16 protein-coding genes are annotated in these 16,483 nt (G+C 40.8%); 8 read left to right on the top strand and 8 right to left on the bottom strand.

Going from position 1 to position 16,483, the window contains the following annotated elements; all coding sequences use genetic code 11:
• Window positions 1-96 precede the first annotated feature (96 nt).
• Window positions 97-468, top strand: coding sequence for a YcxB family protein (locus CEG13_RS18795; protein ID WP_158234693.1), 372 nt, complete (start codon window positions 97-99; stop codon window positions 466-468).
• A 45-nt stretch (window positions 469-513) separates the two neighbouring features.
• On the opposite strand, the gene CEG13_RS13265 is transcribed toward CEG13_RS18795, so the two are convergent.
• The 3 genes from CEG13_RS13265 to CEG13_RS13255 are packed head-to-tail and all read right to left on the bottom strand — an operon-like array spanning window position 514 to window position 4,557.
• On the bottom strand, window positions 514-2,355 hold the full coding sequence (locus CEG13_RS13265) for an LTA synthase family protein (RefSeq protein ID WP_100012369.1): 1,842 nt from the start codon (window positions 2,353-2,355) through the stop codon (window positions 514-516).
• Entirely contained in the window at window positions 2,352-3,959 is a 1,608-nt protein-coding gene (locus CEG13_RS13260; RefSeq protein WP_100012368.1) for an aminotransferase class V-fold PLP-dependent enzyme, read from the bottom strand. The genes CEG13_RS13265 and CEG13_RS13260 overlap by 4 nt, the downstream gene beginning before the upstream one ends.
• Before the next feature lies 1 nt (window position 3,960).
• On the bottom strand, window positions 3,961-4,557 hold the full coding sequence (locus tag CEG13_RS13255) for a glycerol-3-phosphate acyltransferase (RefSeq protein ID WP_239984644.1): 597 nt from the start codon (window positions 4,555-4,557) through the stop codon (window positions 3,961-3,963).
• 122 nt (window positions 4,558-4,679) lie between these two features.
• Between CEG13_RS13255 and CEG13_RS13250 the strand changes: the two genes are divergently transcribed.
• Both CEG13_RS13250 and CEG13_RS13245 read left to right on the top strand, forming a co-directional pair.
• Window positions 4,680-5,669, top strand: a complete 990-nt coding sequence (locus CEG13_RS13250) for a hypothetical protein (RefSeq protein ID WP_100012367.1) — start codon at window positions 4,680-4,682, stop codon at window positions 5,667-5,669.
• A 146-nt stretch (window positions 5,670-5,815) separates the two neighbouring features.
• Window positions 5,816-6,094, top strand: coding sequence for a GNAT family N-acetyltransferase (locus CEG13_RS13245; RefSeq protein ID WP_100012366.1), 279 nt, complete (start codon window positions 5,816-5,818; stop codon window positions 6,092-6,094).
• A gap of 40 nt (window positions 6,095-6,134) precedes the next feature.
• On the opposite strand, the gene CEG13_RS13240 is transcribed toward CEG13_RS13245, so the two are convergent.
• From CEG13_RS13240 to CEG13_RS13225, 4 genes are all read right to left on the bottom strand, one after another.
• Window positions 6,135-7,373, bottom strand: coding sequence for an IS256 family transposase (locus CEG13_RS13240; RefSeq protein ID WP_100012365.1), 1,239 nt, complete (start codon window positions 7,371-7,373; stop codon window positions 6,135-6,137).
• 340 nt (window positions 7,374-7,713) lie between these two features.
• A complete protein-coding gene (locus CEG13_RS13235; protein WP_100012364.1) occupies window positions 7,714-7,941 on the bottom strand; it encodes a hypothetical protein in 228 nt (75 codons plus the stop codon).
• On the bottom strand, window positions 7,928-8,539 hold the full coding sequence (locus tag CEG13_RS13230; RefSeq protein ID WP_100012363.1) for a sigma-70 family RNA polymerase sigma factor: 612 nt from the start codon (window positions 8,537-8,539) through the stop codon (window positions 7,928-7,930). Before CEG13_RS13230 ends, CEG13_RS13235 begins: the two co-directional genes overlap by 14 nt.
• A 155-nt stretch (window positions 8,540-8,694) precedes the next feature.
• Window positions 8,695-8,856 carry a YvrJ family protein gene (locus CEG13_RS13225; protein ID WP_100012362.1) on the bottom strand — a complete coding sequence of 54 codons (162 nt, stop codon included), beginning with the start codon at window positions 8,854-8,856 and terminating at the stop codon, window positions 8,695-8,697.
• A 262-nt stretch (window positions 8,857-9,118) separates the two neighbouring features.
• Here CEG13_RS13225 and CEG13_RS13220 point away from each other — a divergent pair, with 262 nt between their 5' ends.
• Window positions 9,119-11,173: a peptidoglycan recognition protein family protein gene (locus tag CEG13_RS13220; protein ID WP_100012361.1), complete on the top strand. Its 2,055-nt coding sequence runs from the start codon at window positions 9,119-9,121 to the stop codon at window positions 11,171-11,173.
• Window positions 11,174-11,732: 559 nt separating this feature from the next.
• Window positions 11,733-12,002 (top strand): hypothetical protein, encoded by a 270-nt coding sequence (locus CEG13_RS13215; protein ID WP_100012360.1) that lies wholly within the window; start codon window positions 11,733-11,735, stop codon window positions 12,000-12,002.
• A gap of 932 nt (window positions 12,003-12,934) precedes the next feature.
• Here the strand turns inward: CEG13_RS13215 and CEG13_RS13205 are convergent.
• On the bottom strand, window positions 12,935-13,330 hold the full coding sequence (locus tag CEG13_RS13205) for a hypothetical protein (RefSeq protein WP_100012358.1): 396 nt from the start codon (window positions 13,328-13,330) through the stop codon (window positions 12,935-12,937).
• 680 nt (window positions 13,331-14,010) lie between these two features.
• On the opposite strand from CEG13_RS13205, the gene CEG13_RS13195 reads away from it, so the two are divergent.
• The 3 genes from CEG13_RS13195 (at window position 14,011) to CEG13_RS13185 (ending at window position 16,441) form a co-directional block, all read left to right on the top strand.
• On the top strand, window positions 14,011-14,409 hold the full coding sequence (locus CEG13_RS13195; protein WP_100012356.1) for a hypothetical protein: 399 nt from the start codon (window positions 14,011-14,013) through the stop codon (window positions 14,407-14,409).
• A gap of 141 nt (window positions 14,410-14,550) precedes the next feature.
• On the top strand, window positions 14,551-15,327 hold the full coding sequence (locus tag CEG13_RS13190) for a DUF975 family protein (RefSeq protein WP_100012355.1): 777 nt from the start codon (window positions 14,551-14,553) through the stop codon (window positions 15,325-15,327).
• Between the two features lie 160 nt (window positions 15,328-15,487).
• Window positions 15,488-16,441: a calcium/sodium antiporter gene (locus CEG13_RS13185; protein ID WP_100012354.1), complete on the top strand. Its 954-nt coding sequence runs from the start codon at window positions 15,488-15,490 to the stop codon at window positions 16,439-16,441.
• The last annotated feature ends 42 nt before the right edge of the window (window positions 16,442-16,483 follow it).

Below are 16,483 nucleotides of genomic sequence, written 5' to 3'. Positions count from 1 at the left end.
CTCAACTTGTTGCTTGTATTTCTGATCATTCTACTCGTAATATCGTATAGCCACTCATTCTTTATACTTACACTTTATCTATATGAAAATACAAACTTGAGTTTGCTAATTATTGACCTCCTCACCGTAGCAGGCGCTTTAGCAATTGCATTTATTTTTGCCGGACCTGCGACGCTTGGCAGCATACTCTTAAGGAAGCGGAGGCTGCGCAGGGAATTTGAAAGCGATAAGCAGGCGCAAAATGAAGTGACTTTCACCATTAATGAAGAAAGAATTCATCAGAAAACCATTAATTCCACAACTGAAATTAATTGGTCTGATATTTTTTCAGCCTATGAACACAAGAAAATGTTTCGCCTCTATGTTTCCAGAAACAAGGTCATTGTTTTGCCGAAAAGATATTTCCATTCTCAGCAGGAAATAGAGCTATTTCGAGATATTGCCAAGCAGTATGTGAAATTAAAATAAATTAAAGCCAGTCAACGAAGGGTTGACTGGCTTTAATTTGCACGACTACTCCATAAACCTTAACAAATCCCCCAATATAATCTTATCCGACATCTCCAGTTCTTCCCTAGCTTTCTCCTGATACGGCGCACAATGTTCGCTTTCTACCGTCTCTCCCGCATCTCTGTCATAACAAGTATGATTAAAGTACATATAGTCATCCGTAATCATGCTTCCATCCCTGAAAACTACCGGTTCTTCAGGATCTCGAGTGAACAAATCATGGCTGAACGACACCCTGTCATCAGTGGATATGCCCAGCAAATGAAGCAGTGTCGCCTGGATGTCGATTTGTCCTCCCGCTGTATTAATGATACGGCCTTCCTGACCTGGGATATGGATAATCAAGGGAACCTGCTGCAGTTTGATATGGTTCAGCAGAGTATCTTCCTGCTCAAGCAGCTCATGAACACCTGCTTCGTACTGCTCGGAGATTCCATAATGATCGCCATATAACACGAAGATCGTACCCTCATACATGCCCGCTTCCTTTACCATGTCAAAAAACCGCTTCAGTGCCGCGTCCTGGTAGCGCACTGTCGTCACATATCGATCCACCACACCAACCCTGGTGTCAGCTGGTTCAATCAGTTGATCCTCTTCCTCCAGCAGGAAAGGGAAATGGTTGGTCAGTGTGATAAATTTGGCCATATACGGTTCGTTCAGCCCAGTAAGTTTATCCATCGATTGTTCAAAAAAAGGGATGTCTTTGATGCCGTAATTCACGGAATTCTCTGCGGTCACATGATAATCAGCTTTTGAAAAAAATTCTTCATAGCCGAGTGACTGATACATTTCCTCCCTGTTCCAGAACTCCCGGTCATTCCCGTGAAACGAAGCTGCGGTATAACCGGAGTCCTCGTTCAAAATATGGGGGAGGGAGTTGAACTCATTTTCCGGTCTGCGCACAAACACCGAGCCACTCGATAGCGGGTATAGCCCGGTATCAACCATAAATTCCGTATCCGATGTTTTACCCTGAGCCGTCTGGTCATAGATGTTAGGGAAATAGAAGCTCTCATGAATCAAATCATTTAAAAATGGCGTAATTTCTTCCCCGTTGACGGTTTGATTAATGACGAAATTCTGGGTCGATTCCATACTGACCATGACCACATTTTTGCCCTCAGCCAGGCCAAACACTTTACTGTTCTCCGGCTCCCTCTCTTCCATATACTGACTCACTTTTTGTGTGTCTGATGGGTCAGCCATTACTTTCTCCATTGGCGACTTTATACTGTGAGCCATATTAAGCAGCTGATAATTAAACAGCCCGAACGATGCGACCTGTTGCTCCCGGTCATATCCGGTGAGCAGGGCATGTGGGTTGGCAATAGATCCCAAGCCAATCGTTAAAGCAATGAGTGCGATACTGGTTAACCCATATTTCCTCGTGTTTGGTTTCGCCACTGTCCGCTTGCCCCTTTTAGCCGAAAAAGCAATCCAGCCAAGCAAAATGACATCGATAAAAAGCAATACATCAAAAGGGGAAATTAATTCCGCCGTGCTGGCCCCGAGACCGCCAACATTATCAAATTGCAGAAGAACAGAGACCGTAACAAAGTCTATATAGAAACGGTAATAAAGTAAATTGCCGTATAAAAGCCCTGTGCACAACACGAGGATAATGAAGACTGCAATTGGACGAACCCGCTTCCCGAAAAAGAAACTGCAGCCCAAAAACAGCATGATGATTCCGATTGGGGCGAGAATGACCAGCATCACACCCCACCAGGAACCAACTGGTAAATCAAATCCAATAAACGTAACGATCACAGTTTTCAACCATAACAACAGGGCGGCAGCAGGGATCATATGGTCAGATAAAAAGGCGGTCAGTTTTCTCATCCGATGCCAGCTCCTTGCTCCATCTGTTGAAATTGCTCCGTAATGATACGAATGGACTTCATTACTTTTTTCCTTTCCTGTTCTCCCATCAAAGCAACTTGGAACCAGTTTCTCTTTACCAGATAGTCACTTTCATAGCTGACAAATACACCAGAGGATTTCAATTGATCGCCAAATTCCCTCGATGATACATGGGCCGGCAATTGGACGGAAATAACGCCGGGAGAATAACCTTTTCCTCTTAAAACATCCATCCCCGCATCAGCTAAAGCCTGACACACCGATTCAGCCAGTTCTCCTTTGAAAGAACAGGGGTTATCCAAGGCGGTCTTCAAAGCAGATAAACCATTGGACGAATGAGTGAAGGGAACGCTGCCCGTTTTCTGGTATACCCCGACATCCAAGCTGCTGGGAAGGTGCTTGTTTGGTGAAATTTCCTGCTCATGAAAGACAATCGCAAGTCCCGGAAAGGAAGCCAGCCCCTTGCCGCTGACCGTCGTTGCTAAATAAACATCCGATAAATCAATTGGAATCACGCCAACGCTGCTGGCTGCATCGACACAGATATGCACCTGATGCTTCTGGGAAATTTCTTTTAACTGCTGTAATGGGTAAACATACCCCGTGGATGTCTCACAATGCACGGTCCAAAGCCAGGTGATATCCGGATTGGCTGCTAAAACATGATCCACTTCCTCAAGGGTGATCGGTGTATTCCATGGTTTTTCCAGTTGGTCAAACCTGAGGCCAAAGCGATTGGCATGACCAATTAAACGCTCGCCGAATTCCCCGTTTGTTAAAATTAACCCTTTTCCTGTGAAAGTAGATAGCTGTGCCGCGACCATGTCATTCGCCAGCGTTCCGGTTCCGACAACGATCTCAGCATGATTGGCTTTGGTTAATGCACACAATTTATCCTTCGCAGCTTGCATCGTGTGATGAAAGTCAGCGGAGCGGTGGGAAATCGCTGGCTGCTGCCAAGCTTTCTTTACCTCGCCGCTTATCGGCACCGGTCCTGGGAGTAAATAGGGGCAAAAAGCTTTTTCTTCCCGCTGAATCAGCTTTTGGAAAACCTTCGAGGAGGCTTCAAATTGCTGCTTTGTGATGTACATTGGCTGATAAGGAGCTTCTTCTGTTCCGACAAGCGGACCGAATGGTTGAAAGCCAACATGCCTATACAGCTTTGTCTGCCTTGGTGTTCCGGAAATCAGCGCAACGGTATATTCTTTTTCCAAACAATGGGAAACAAGCTTTTCACACAACCCATAGAAAATCCGTCCACCCCGGTAGTCCGGTTTAATCGAGAGCAGTCTTATTTCACAGGGGGTGTCCGTCTCTGACAAATAGTCATCAAGATTATCAAGCTTCTGATCCAGAGAAAATGGTCTTTTCCCCCTCACAGCAATCATGCCAACAACCTCGTCGCCCCGTTTTGCGATTACATAAATATTCTCTTCATGAAACCGGTCAATCAGCATTCCTTCCTCATTCGTCTGATGCTGCGGAATCTCCTCGACAAACGTTTCATAGTTTAAACGGTAGATTTGATCCATCTCGTCCTGACTATCTGCAATTTTATATGTAAAAGTTGTGGAATAATTCATCTTACTTCCCCTCTCTGTGTGCCAATAAGACAATGATGAGCATGATCAAGAAAATACCTGCCAGGAGAAACGCTTTCAAGATTAGCAGTGTTACTGGAATCGTTGCCAAAGCAATCAAACCAATGAGGCTGAAATTTCGTTTGATCATTCGCCCGATTAGCACCGTTATGCCGACTGCCAGTAAGGTTAAGGTCGCAAGAACCAAAGCGGTGGCCAGATAGACCACAACGCCCTTGCCACCCCGGAACTTTAGCTGAACCGGCCAAAGATGACCAAGTAAAACAGCAATCGCAGTCATTCCTGCCAGCAGTGTGGGAACATCCAGAAAATGAATAGCGACTAAAAGCGGAAGGACCGTTTTTAATGCATCGATAACAACCGTGTAAACAAACGCCGACCGGCCGAAGACTCTCCCTGCATTCCTCGCACCGGCATTGGAACTGCCATGCTCTCTAATGTCCTGATTGGACCGGAATCTTCCTATATAATAAGCCCCATTTATGCACCCGAATAAATAAGCGATTACGAGTAAAACAATTTCACCCAGTTTCCTCACCCTGCGTTCTATTAAAATTCGTGTTATTGTATGTATTTTCATATTCATATTACCAAAATATTACACACAAACCAATCCCTAAAAAAAGCTGAAATTCTATTGTTCTCTCAATAAGCCTCTGCTATTCTTAAAGAAAGATAGATAAGATATAAGGGGGAAGCAGATTGTATAGATGGTTAGCAGCGGGGGCTCTCTTTTCTGTGATTGCATTGTCGGCTTGTGGGACAAGCGAGCAGGGCACAGAGGAAGTAGTCGCCGAAAAGGAAAGCGCTGTCGCAGCAAAAACAGAAGTGAGCCAGAAGGAAGAACGGGAAAAAGAGGAAATCACCGTTGAGGAGCAAGAAGAAGAGGAAAAAGCCAAGGAAGCAGATAAAGCTGAGCAAGATACAGCAGAAACGTCAAAAGAAGTGACGGAGGAAGAAACGGCAGAAGCGCCTGTCGAGGAAACAGGACCAGCAAGCGAGCCGGCGGAAGTTCCTGTTGAGGAAGAACCAGTGAGCGAACCGGAAACCGATGAGCCTGCCAAAGAGGAACCTGTCGAGGAAGAAAAACCGGAAAGTAAGCCTGAAGAAAAAACTGTTCCAGAGAAAAATACGGAACCAAAAGCTTCTGAGAAAGAAAGCGAAGAGCCGACAGAAAACCTTAACCGCTATTCACAAGGACAGTTTGCGGTCGATGGCAGTCCCGGTCAAACAGTGGAAAACGATATAGGCGTTTTTACAATTGAAAAGGCTGCAACTCCAGGCACGGTAAATGCCGGGCCTATAAACATTCAGATTGAAAATGTCAGCCTTGTCAGCGGGGATGTGACAGCTGAGCATGTAGCCGGGATTGCAGGCGATGAGGTGCGGTTTTTGAAAATGAATGCGACATTGCAAAACACAAGTGAGCTTCCCATTATGTTCTATTTCGCGGGGACGACAATCAACGTAAATGGCCATCAGCTAATCGCACATGATATGTTCAGTGGCAGGACGAACGGTGATTATACGAGCACGACACCAAAAAATGTTACATTGGTATACATGCTGAATGAAAGTCACCCGCCTTCTGAACAGATTAGCAACATGACGATTGATATAGTACCAATTCCAAAGAACGCAGAGACAGATGAAGTATTAGGGAGTGGAACGTCAGTGAATGTTTCGTTATAAAAATTTTATTAAAAAGAGAAGCACGAATTCAGCTGGGTTCTGCCCTAGTGTGGATTCGTGTTTTTTTATAGAATATATCGGTGAATAGGAATACGCGCAATTGGGTAAAGATGAATAGAAATAATATCAAGAAAGGGAAGTTGATTATGGTTACGATTAAGCAAGGGAAAGGGAAATATTACGCAGGAGAAGATGAGGCAAACCCTTTAGCGGAGATCATCTTTAGTCAATCGGAAGAAAAAAACCTCGTGATTGAACACACCTATGTATCGGACGAATTACGCGGGGAAGGGGTTGCCGGCCAGCTTATCTCTCAAGTAGTAAATATAGCCAGGGAGGAAGATAAAAAGATCATTGCTTTATGCTCCTTTGCGAAAAGCTATTTGGAAAAGCACCCGGAATATCAGGACGTTCTTGCTGTATAACTTGGGAAGGGTTTGTCAAATAAAGTGTGTAAGTTAAAATTTACTCAAGATATTTTAAAACCCTATTTTTAAGCGTATCATGGAGGAGGAGTTGGTTCATAACCATTGCCCAGTTTTGGATATGGCCCCCTTCCCATTTTTTCTCAAGTTCCGTCACACGTAAATATAATACTTTTAAAAGGGCGTTTTCGTTGGGGAATGCCCCTTTTTTGGTTACCTTTCTAAAGCTGGAGTGAATACTCTCGACCGCATTTGTGGTGTACATAATTTTACGAATCGCACTGCCGTAGTCGAAGAGCTGCTCGACGTGATGAAAGTTTCTTGTCCAAACATCAATCGCTCCTGGATAGGCAGACCATTGCTGCTTAAAGGAGTCGAATGCACTATGGCAAGCCTTAAGGCTTGGTGCTGCATATACTTTCCTTATCGCTTGTGTGAATGGTTTGTAATCCTTGCTTGGTACATATTTAACGGAGTTTCGAATCAAGTGAACGATACAACGTTGGTTGATCACGTCAGGGAAAATAGAACGTGCTCCTTCCTCTAAGCCACTCACGCCATCCATGGAGATAAAGAAAATGTCTTCCACCCCTCTCGCTTTGATTTCATCAAATATTTGCATCCATTTATGCTTACTCTCCGTTTCATTCAGCCATAATCCCAGAATGTCCTTAGAGCCTTCTAACGTGTAGCCAAGAATGGTATAGACGGCATATTTCTTCGTCTCATATTGATTGCGGATCGTTGTGTACATGCAGTCTACAAACACAAATGGATAACAGTTACTCAGCGGTCTTGTCTGCCATTCTTCCAACTCCGGAAGTATACTGTCCGTAATGTCAGAGATCATTTCATGGGAAACCGAAAAACCGTAAATATCCTCCACCGTCGAAGAAATATCGCGTTGGGACATCCCACGGGCGTACATGGATATCACTTTATCTTCAATCGCAGAAACGTCCTTCTGGCGCTTTGGTATGAGTTTTGGATCAAAGGAGCCATCACGATCTCGAGGCACCTCAATACCTACTTCACCTGAACTGGTCTTTACTGTTTTATTACCGTATCCGTTTCGTCTGTTTTTTGTATCCTTTTCATTTTTGTCATTTGATTCATAACCTAAATGGTGATTCATTTCACCCTTAAGCATCGTTTCAAACATCGGTCCGAAAATATCCCTAAGGGCATTCTGCATGTCTTCTACAGACTCCGGTTGATATTCCTCAATGATTCGGTTCGCTAGATCAACAGATTTGGAATCTCGTTTTGGCTTGGCCAATAGAATAACCTCCCGTTTGAATTATTTTAATTGTAACAATAAAAAACTGAACTGCGAAGTAAGAGCCGTACGCTCTCTTACTTACACAGTTCAGTTTACACTCCCCTTGGGAAAGGTTTGAAGCTTCAGTTATCTAAGAGCTTCATGCGTTAAGAGAAGTTTTTGCCATGAACATAATCCGTCTTAAAACTCCCCTTTAATAAAAGAAGAGCCTGATCTAATAAAAAAAGATCAGGCTTTAATCAGATGAGATATTGGATTGGTACCATTTGACTGGCTGCGATTTGGTTGGGAGTTGTTTATGCTACAGAAGTAATTTGTTATCTTTCTTATCTCTACACTACTCGCCTTTATCTTCTTGCTCCAGCTTTTCTTTCTCTTCTTTTACGAATTCATGCAATCCCGGCACATCGTCATAGTCAACGTTATCAATCGATTTTACAATCTTCTCCATCAAGTCCTGTTTCACATCTTCCTGATACTTTTCAGGTATGGAAGAAATACGCTTATTTATCTTTGGCTGGAAATGCTGCAACAGTTGCTGATAAAAGTCCTCACTGTGTTTCATTAGGCTGCCCCCATAATTGCTCCTTTAATGATAATAACGCCCGCTTATGAAGCTTAGAGATATTCTGTTCACTTTGTCCAAAGTACTTTGCTGCTTCCTTATTCTCTTTTCCTTCTACATATATCATTTCTAACACTTTCATTTGTTTGGCTGGCAGAGTGGATAGTGCGCCGTGCAGGTTTTCATCCTCGATAGATGCAATGAGAGAAGTTTCCAATACTTCCTCCGGTTTGTGAGTGTCGCTTTCCGTAAGCAAGTCCATCAGTGGCATGCTTTCCTCATTATCGGATGAGGCTTCTTCGTCTAAAATTGATACATTCCGCTTATGAAAACGTTCATACCTGTTTTTAATTTCGATCGTATAGTAATGGATAACATTGGCTACGTAGTTGATTATTCTGACTTTGTAGAAATGATCTCTAAATGCTTGATCCAGTTTTCTTTTGCATTCAATACTCTCCTCCTCTTTTGCCTGCAATATTAGCGCCACATTTTTTTTAGAGGATAAAAAGCGGCTGATAACTGGATTATTCAAAACACGATAGCTGCAGTCAAAGTAGTCTGAAATGGCTGTACTCTGATGCATGGTAATCCCCATCGTAGAACCCTCCTTACAAATTTTATAGAACACATATTCGGGAATGTGTATTCTATTTTAATGGCTATCCTAGTATTTGTAAAGGCATCTATAAAATTAATTTCTATTGCAAAACAAAAAAGGTTAAAGCAATTTGCTTTAACCTTTGTAGGCCCCTATCTGTTATTCATTTTCTGTTCTACTATTCTTGCCATGGAATTAACCTTCTCTGTAAGCTCGCCAATCTTTTGTTCAAATCGAACAAGAAGATAGACAGAAACAAGAATAGGGAAGCCGAAGTTACCTAGCAGCATGGCAATATCATTAGCGTGTTCCATTATTTATTCCCCCCTTGTTTCCTAAAGAGAGATGAATACGGAAAAAATCAACTTTGAATTTTTTTCTTTCTATGGTTGATTTTTATCACATGAATACCTCTTTAGGGGGTGTAAGGCAAAACAAGGAGGGATGACAATGGTGCAAGCATAATAAAGCACACAGGAAGAAATTCAGGAAATTTTGGAACACGGTTGATTTTCAACTGAGTTATACCTCTTTAGAAGGTAGAAAGACATTACAAAACATTAAGGAGCTGAAGGAATGAGTGCACGAAGAGTTTTACGTTTAACTAGTCCTTATATGCAGGGAGAAAATGTAAGAGAACTGCAGGAAGCATTGGTGGCTAACAATTTTTACCCGGATGTTAATGCTCCCGATTATGGGATTGATGGGTATTATGGCCCAGCTACAGAAGATGCCGTTCGCCGTTATCAGTCCGTACATGGATTGTACGTGGATGGAATCGCAGGTGCTGCGACTTTCGCTTCTTTAGGGCTTACGGATGATACGTCCACTGGAGGCAGCAGTAAGGGTTATTTGACTGTAGGGGATACCGGTGAAGATGTGCGGAGATTGCAGCAGGCATTAGTAGATAATAATTTTTATCCCGAGATTGATTCGCCGGATAATGGCGTAGACGGAGTATTTGGCCTGGCTACAGAGGATGCTGTTCGTCGCTATCAAACAATTCATGGCTTAACTGTCGACGGTATTGCAGGTCCGGCAACACTAGCCTCTCTGGGCATTACTTTGGGAGGTGGAACTGGCGGCTCTGGCGACTATGGAGATAACGTCTTAAGCCGAGGAGACTCAGGCCCAGCTGTACGGGAACTCCAGCAAGCATTGGTAGATAATAATTTCTACCCGGATATTGATGCACCGGATAACGGGGTAGATGGCGTGTTTGGTCCAGATACAGAGGATGCGGTGCGTCGCTATCAAACGATTCATGGTTTAACGGTAGATGGTATTGCCGGTCCAGAAACACTCGCCTCTCTCGGTCTCAGTGGAGAAACAGGCGGGTCCGGTGGTTATGGAGATGGCGTACTGAGCCGCGGAGACTCCGGTCCTGCTGTAAGAGAATTGCAGCAAGCGCTGGTAGATAATAATTTCTATCCGGACATCAATGCTCCCAATAATGGTGTGGACGGTGTGTTTGGTCCAGATACAGAGGATGCAGTGCGTCGTTATCAAACCATCCATGGTTTGACGGTAGATGGTATTGCCGGTCCAGAAACATTAGCGTCACTTGGATTAAGTGGAAATAACAGCGGCGGTGGCAGTACTCCTAGTAATCCAGGCGGTTCAGATGGCTTGGTTGGTGGTGGTAATATTGGTGATCTTGTTATTAGGCAAGATTTTATCCCTATAACGAGAGCTAACCGAGTTGGTTTAATGATGGAAAAAGGTTTCCCGACTCATATTACTATTCATGAAACTGCCAATACAGACTTTGGAGCAGATGCTGCTATGCATGCACAGTATGTTAAGACGACTGATAGAGCAGTATCATGGCATTATACTGTGGATGATGGACAAATTATTTATCAGCATCTTCCAATTTACGAAGTAGGATATCATGCTGGAGACTATGAAGGTAATTATAACAGTATTGGCATTGAGTTGTGTGTGAACAGAGATGGGAACTTCGCACAAACCAGGCGCAATGCAGCTGCATTGGTTCGACAACTGATGGCTGATTACAGTATTCCTTTATCTAATGTGGTAACGCATAATTATTGGAGTGGAAAAAACTGTCCTGCCAATCTTTTAAGTGTATTTGATGATTTTAAAACACAGGTGGAGAATTCCTTTTATGAGCAAACACCTGAACCACCTATGGTAGGTGGGGTTCATGGAACTTCTCAAATTCCAGGGCATCAGCCTCCTGAAATTACTTGTTGGACTCAAAATGTTAGTCACGCAGAAGCTGAAGAAATACGAGAAGCTGCTTTTAATGACACAGTAGCTGGGATAGCTCTGGCCCTATTAGGGATTGCTTCGGTCCAAGGTTTTGTGGCACGAGGATTAGCGCGGTCTATACCTTGGGTAAGAAATAATGAAAAAACAACTGAAGTAATTGGTTATACTATTGTTGGTCTTAGTTTAAATGATGCAATTGGTAGTGATGAATCGATTATTGGACCAGCCGGTGACTATGAGGTGTGTGAGTATAAACACTTAGTAGATCCGGATAGTGATTATTGGGATCACTGGACCGACCATGCACATTATTTGGGACAGATAATGTACAAAACAACGAATAATAATACAGGACAGGTATATTATTCGGATGCCGTTAAAATTACAAGATAATAGAAATATATGTGACCCAAATGAGAATGTGTAAGGTTTTTCCTTCTAAATAAGAAGCTAGACTTCTTATTACCCATATAAAAAGCACGAACCAGCAGTAAAATCATATCTGACTGGTTCGTGTCTTTTCTTTGCATAACAATAGGAGATTTATAGAGAAACAGCTACCGAATTACCGCTTTTTCTCTATTCATGATGGAAAGGTATAGAAAAAAATCAAAGGGTAAAGAAGTTACTGGTAAGAAAACGGTCTTTTTCCAAGATATAGCACTAGATACTATTAGGCAAGTATACAATATAAATGAATTTGCGAAAACCAAAATCAAAACCAAAAATTGAAATCTAACGTCATTTGTGGTAAATTTTCAATAGAAGAATCCTTTCTGTCGTTTATTTCTCTATGCGCTTCAACTCCATCAGAAATGGATTTTTTTCATTTATTGATTAACTATTGAAATGAGATCGAACCTTGACAGTCACACATTATTAGATAATTTTCAAAGTATTTATGCATAATTCATATTACCATATATTTGGCTTATATTTGGAGGGGTTTTTAATGTTGGAGGAAGAAAGTAATATATATACAAAATTACAGAAATATATTTTTACTACAAAATTTCTGTTTGGTCTTGTAATTTTGCTTATTTGGGCTATTTTCAACCCTAGTATTACCATTATTTACTGTTTGGGTGGATTGTTGTTTATATTAATAGTTGCACAAGCGATTATAGATTTTAAATTACATAATAAATTTTTGAAAGCAAATTTAATTGAAACAGCAATATTGATAGTCTTTATGAGTATTATTGCGTCCCTTTTGCAATAATATGCTTAAATGTAGTTGATTTAGCTTTGAGTTGTATTTAATGGTGGATGAAGAGAGAACTATATACCAAATTACAGGAATATATTTTTATTACAAAATTAATGTTCGGCCCTGCAGTCTTGTTTATTTCGGCTATTTTCAATCTCAGTAATACTACTGTTTATTGTTTGGCTGGGTTGTTTTTTATGTTAATAGTCGTTCAAGCGATTCTAGATTATAAAATACATAATAAATTTTTTAAAACAACGTTAATTTGTATCACAATGTTGTTAGTCGTTAGGTATATTATTGTGTTCCATTTGCAATAAAACTTTTTAATGTGGTTGATATAGTACAAATAAAAATCCCTTTATTTAGTAACAGATTAAAGCTGAATAACTGAATAGAGGGGTTTTTTATGGCAGACCGGATTCTGTTTTTACAGATGAAAGTTCTTTATTTAATGCTAGCTAATCCGGAATATGAATACGATATTTCAATTGGAGGTTAAACGGAACTCTGACTGGAACGCTGGTCTTAGCCGGTAATGTTCCATGGTCAATTGAGGAAGTAGTAGACGAAATTGATGAAATTATGTTTTGCATGATTCCCAGTTGGGTGATGACATAAACGAGATGCTAAATATGATGAGGACTCGCAGCGAATTGGTTGCATATTGGAGGGTGAGTGAAACGCGTAATGAACTTGAAGGGATACTAAGGTGAAGTGCTGGAGCAACTAGAAATTTAGATAGTAAATTCCTGATGCTAAATTCATAATATCCTATAGTACAAATCAGTTAAATAGGACTAATTAAAATTGAAGCCATCTAAGATTTGGCCTTGTTAATTTTAATTACTATTGAATAAAAGTTTAATCCACAAATTAACAATGAAATAAGAGCTAATAGAAAAACAATATCATTAAATATAATACCCCAAACACAGCCCCGGTTAATAAACACAGTAAAGAACCCTTTTTCCACAGTGTAAGGACACTGCCCCCTTCTTTTTGTAACAGAAAAGCGGAAACGATAAAGATGAAGCACCACTCAACTCATTAAATGATAGGACAATGGCCTGTGCAAAGTTGGATCCTCCGGTAAAGTTTGCCCGGTAATTACCATGCAAAGAAATATCCCTATTACTACTACAAGGTATAGAAGTGGATGCTAACTTTTTATCTGTTATCAAAAGGGTGCGTTGATACGTTATTATGAAAATGTGAAAATCTGAAATGCTATTGCCCTTATATTTTTTGATAATGTACACACTTACTTGGAATAATCCGAGACAATACGCTAGCAGCCCTGCTGTTAATATAGAGTTCCCCCATAGAAGTTCAATCATGAAAAGTCCTCCTTTCGATTTGTATATAATTTATTTGATAATAATGTAACCGGATTTTACCATCCTAACATAAAAAATCTTAAATTGGGTTACTTTTTTGGTGGCGTTTTCTGGTTCACTAAGAGTGGTTTTCCTCTAAACTAAAACACTCAAAAGCATTACTGTTAGAATGTCTATTGTACGTCCAATCTATCACTGGTATTCTGTATAACAGATAAAATAAACAGGGAGCCCCCTCAAATAATGAAATAATCCTTAGCAATAAGGTGTCAAAGCGGATTTCATTTACACCTTCGAATGATTACTCCTAATTGGAATTAAAGCTTTCCAATATTGGAAATAGATTACAAGGGTTAAAGAAATTGAGGTGAAATGTTAGGAGAGTGGCATGATGTATAAATATTTATCAGTGTTATGTGCAGTGATAGGGATTATAGTATATATCACTTCTTTTTGGTCATTGCTAATTCTTTTATTTGGATGTGTATTCGGTGTTTTAAGCATAAAGGATAAAGGAAATATATTAGGAATAGTTTCTTTAATTGTAAATGGGATTGCGTTAATAATTGGGCTTATAATCCTCATTATTATTTTAGCAGGGGAGTTATATATACGGAATTTCTATTAAGTTAAAGTTAGAGGATATTAATTCACAAATGGATTAGCGAGGCTGAATCCAAATGAAACTCAAAATTATTTTACTTATGATCATACCTTTAATTGTTTTGGTAGGATGCCAAAACAAACCAAGTAATATAATAGAAGGAAGAAGTGTGAAAGACGTTTCTATTTATGAAATTGATAGCGGAAGCATTGTTACAACATTAAATGAAGAATTTGAAGAAGCTGTATACAATGTTAATAGAGTTCAGGTAGAGGATATTAGTGTGGTACCTACATCTAACTTTAGCATAAAATTTAAATATGCAAGCAATGATAGAGGAGTAATTGGTTTGCAGTTAAGTAATGAAGGTGAAAAAAGTTATTTTATTCGTGGTAAAGACTCCAATAGTGATCCTAGAATATATGAAATATCAGCAGAGCAAACCTCCATGTTAAGAGAATTGATTAAGGAATAAATGGAAAAATAAACAAAAGGATTAAGAAAAATTACGGCATAGTTATAACTGTCTAGAGAGCCTTGGCAGTCTTTATGTTGGTACATAAGATACAAAGAGTTTATGATAGCTGGTGTTTACTAAAATTTCCAAGGAGGATCTATGGTTCGAACAGCAGAGAAAGCAGCACTCAGAATTCTTAAGGGAAATTGGATTAGCTCAGTCATTTTTATTCTTCTATGTTATGTTGGAATGTTCTTTCTAGGGAACGTATATATGTCGTCGGTACATTTTGGAGAGGATGGACTGTCAGCAAGTCTTTTTTCCTTCTCAACCGCTGATTTTATTCGGATTATCCCAGGTTCCTTTGTTAATAGTATTTTGGTATTTGCTATTATTGATTATGTTTATGGTATCACAAACGAAGAGAAACGCTTTTTCCGGCCTTTTTTGTACAGTTTTAAACACCCGAGCCTTTTATATAAAGGGTTTATTGTTACTGGTGTGATTGGATTACTTATGTATTTTATCGGGATTGTCGGCGGGATCTTGATTTTGTCCCTAATGATAAATGGACCTGCCATTTTCATTGATTATGGGTTTGTGACTGTTTTGCTCCTTTTCGCTCTTTGTGTATGGATGTTTTTGGGATTGTCCCAGGCTATGTATATTCTTTATGAACAGCCAAAAGTGGGGATGTTCCGAAGCATCCGGCGGAGTTTTCAATTGACAAAAGGGCATAAACGGTCCCTGATGGGATTATTCGCCCTTTTTATCCTGTGGTTTATGGTTGGCTTTATTGTCGTTATTATTGGAATTACAGTAAGCTTGGCTTTTTATCATGTTACTCGAGTCGAGTATTTTAAATTACTGAACAGGCAACACGTCTGGAAGGATCAACAAGCGGAATGGCAGGATATATACAATACAACCAAATAGGTCGATGACAAAGCCGTATCTCCATAGAGGCACGGTTTCCCTCATTCCAGCAATTTTGAAACCTTCTCTCATTTGACTCGTATATATCTGGAGGAATATTCATCCAGAATTCGGGTATGGATAAGGTATGGAATTTTAACCAGAAAAGGAAGAAGTTATGATGGCATATGTGTTGTTGATTGCTGGATTTGCTTTACTTATCAAGGGAGCGGATTATTTCGTGGATGGATCCTCGAATATTGCGAGGCTCTTGCGTATTCCGCCCATCTTGATCGGGCTGACAATCGTAGCGTTTGGTACCAGTTCTCCTGAGGCTACGGTCAGTATTATTGCCGCATTGGAAGGGAATGCGGAGGTTTCACTGGGAAATGTGGTCGGCAGTAACATCTTCAACATTACCCTGGTCGTCGGGGTGGCTGCATTTTTGTATCCATTGAAAGTGGAAAACGAGACGATAAGGAAAGAGATTCCGTTTACCCTGCTTGCCAGTGTGGTGCTGCTCGTTCTGATGGGAGATATTATGCTGCAGGGTGTTGGCGAGAATCTGTTGACCCACAGTGACGGGTTGATTTTCCTGCTGTTTCTGTCGATTTTTATGTATTATGTGATCGAGATTGGTTTGCGGAGCCGGAATAACGCAGAAGAAGATACTGGCTCTAAGGATTTGAAGTGGGGGAAAAACATACTTTTTACGCTGCTGGGTCTAGCCGCGATTATTTTCGGCGGGGATCTGGTCGTGGACAATGCAACGGAAATCGCTTATTCCCTTGGGATGAGTGAGACGCTGGTCGGGCTGACGATTGTTGCCGTCGGTACATCGCTGCCGGAATTGGTGACTTCCATTTCCGCTGCACTGAAGAAAGAAAGCGAGATTGCGCTGGGAAACATTGTTGGGAGCAATATCTTTAATATCCTGTTCGTCCTTGGTGCCTCTTCGGTAATCAGTCCGCTTGCGGTGAACGGAGTAGTATTCACTGATGTCCTTATTATGATTGGGCTCACTGTGTTGCTCATGGTATTTTCCCGGACCAACTTCAAGATTGGCAAGCGGGAAGGGTTGATACTAGCAATTATCTACATCGTTTACCTGGTGTATATTATTATTCGGAATTAGAAAAAACCGTTTTGCCTGTGGGGCAGAACAGTTTTTTCGTTG

Origin of the sequence: Lentibacillus sediminis (assembly GCF_002763455.1) — a bacterium.
Taxonomy (GTDB): domain Bacteria; phylum Bacillota; class Bacilli; order Bacillales; family Amphibacillaceae; genus Lentibacillus_D; species Lentibacillus_D sediminis_A.
This window is presented reverse-complemented; position numbering and strand designations above follow the sequence as displayed.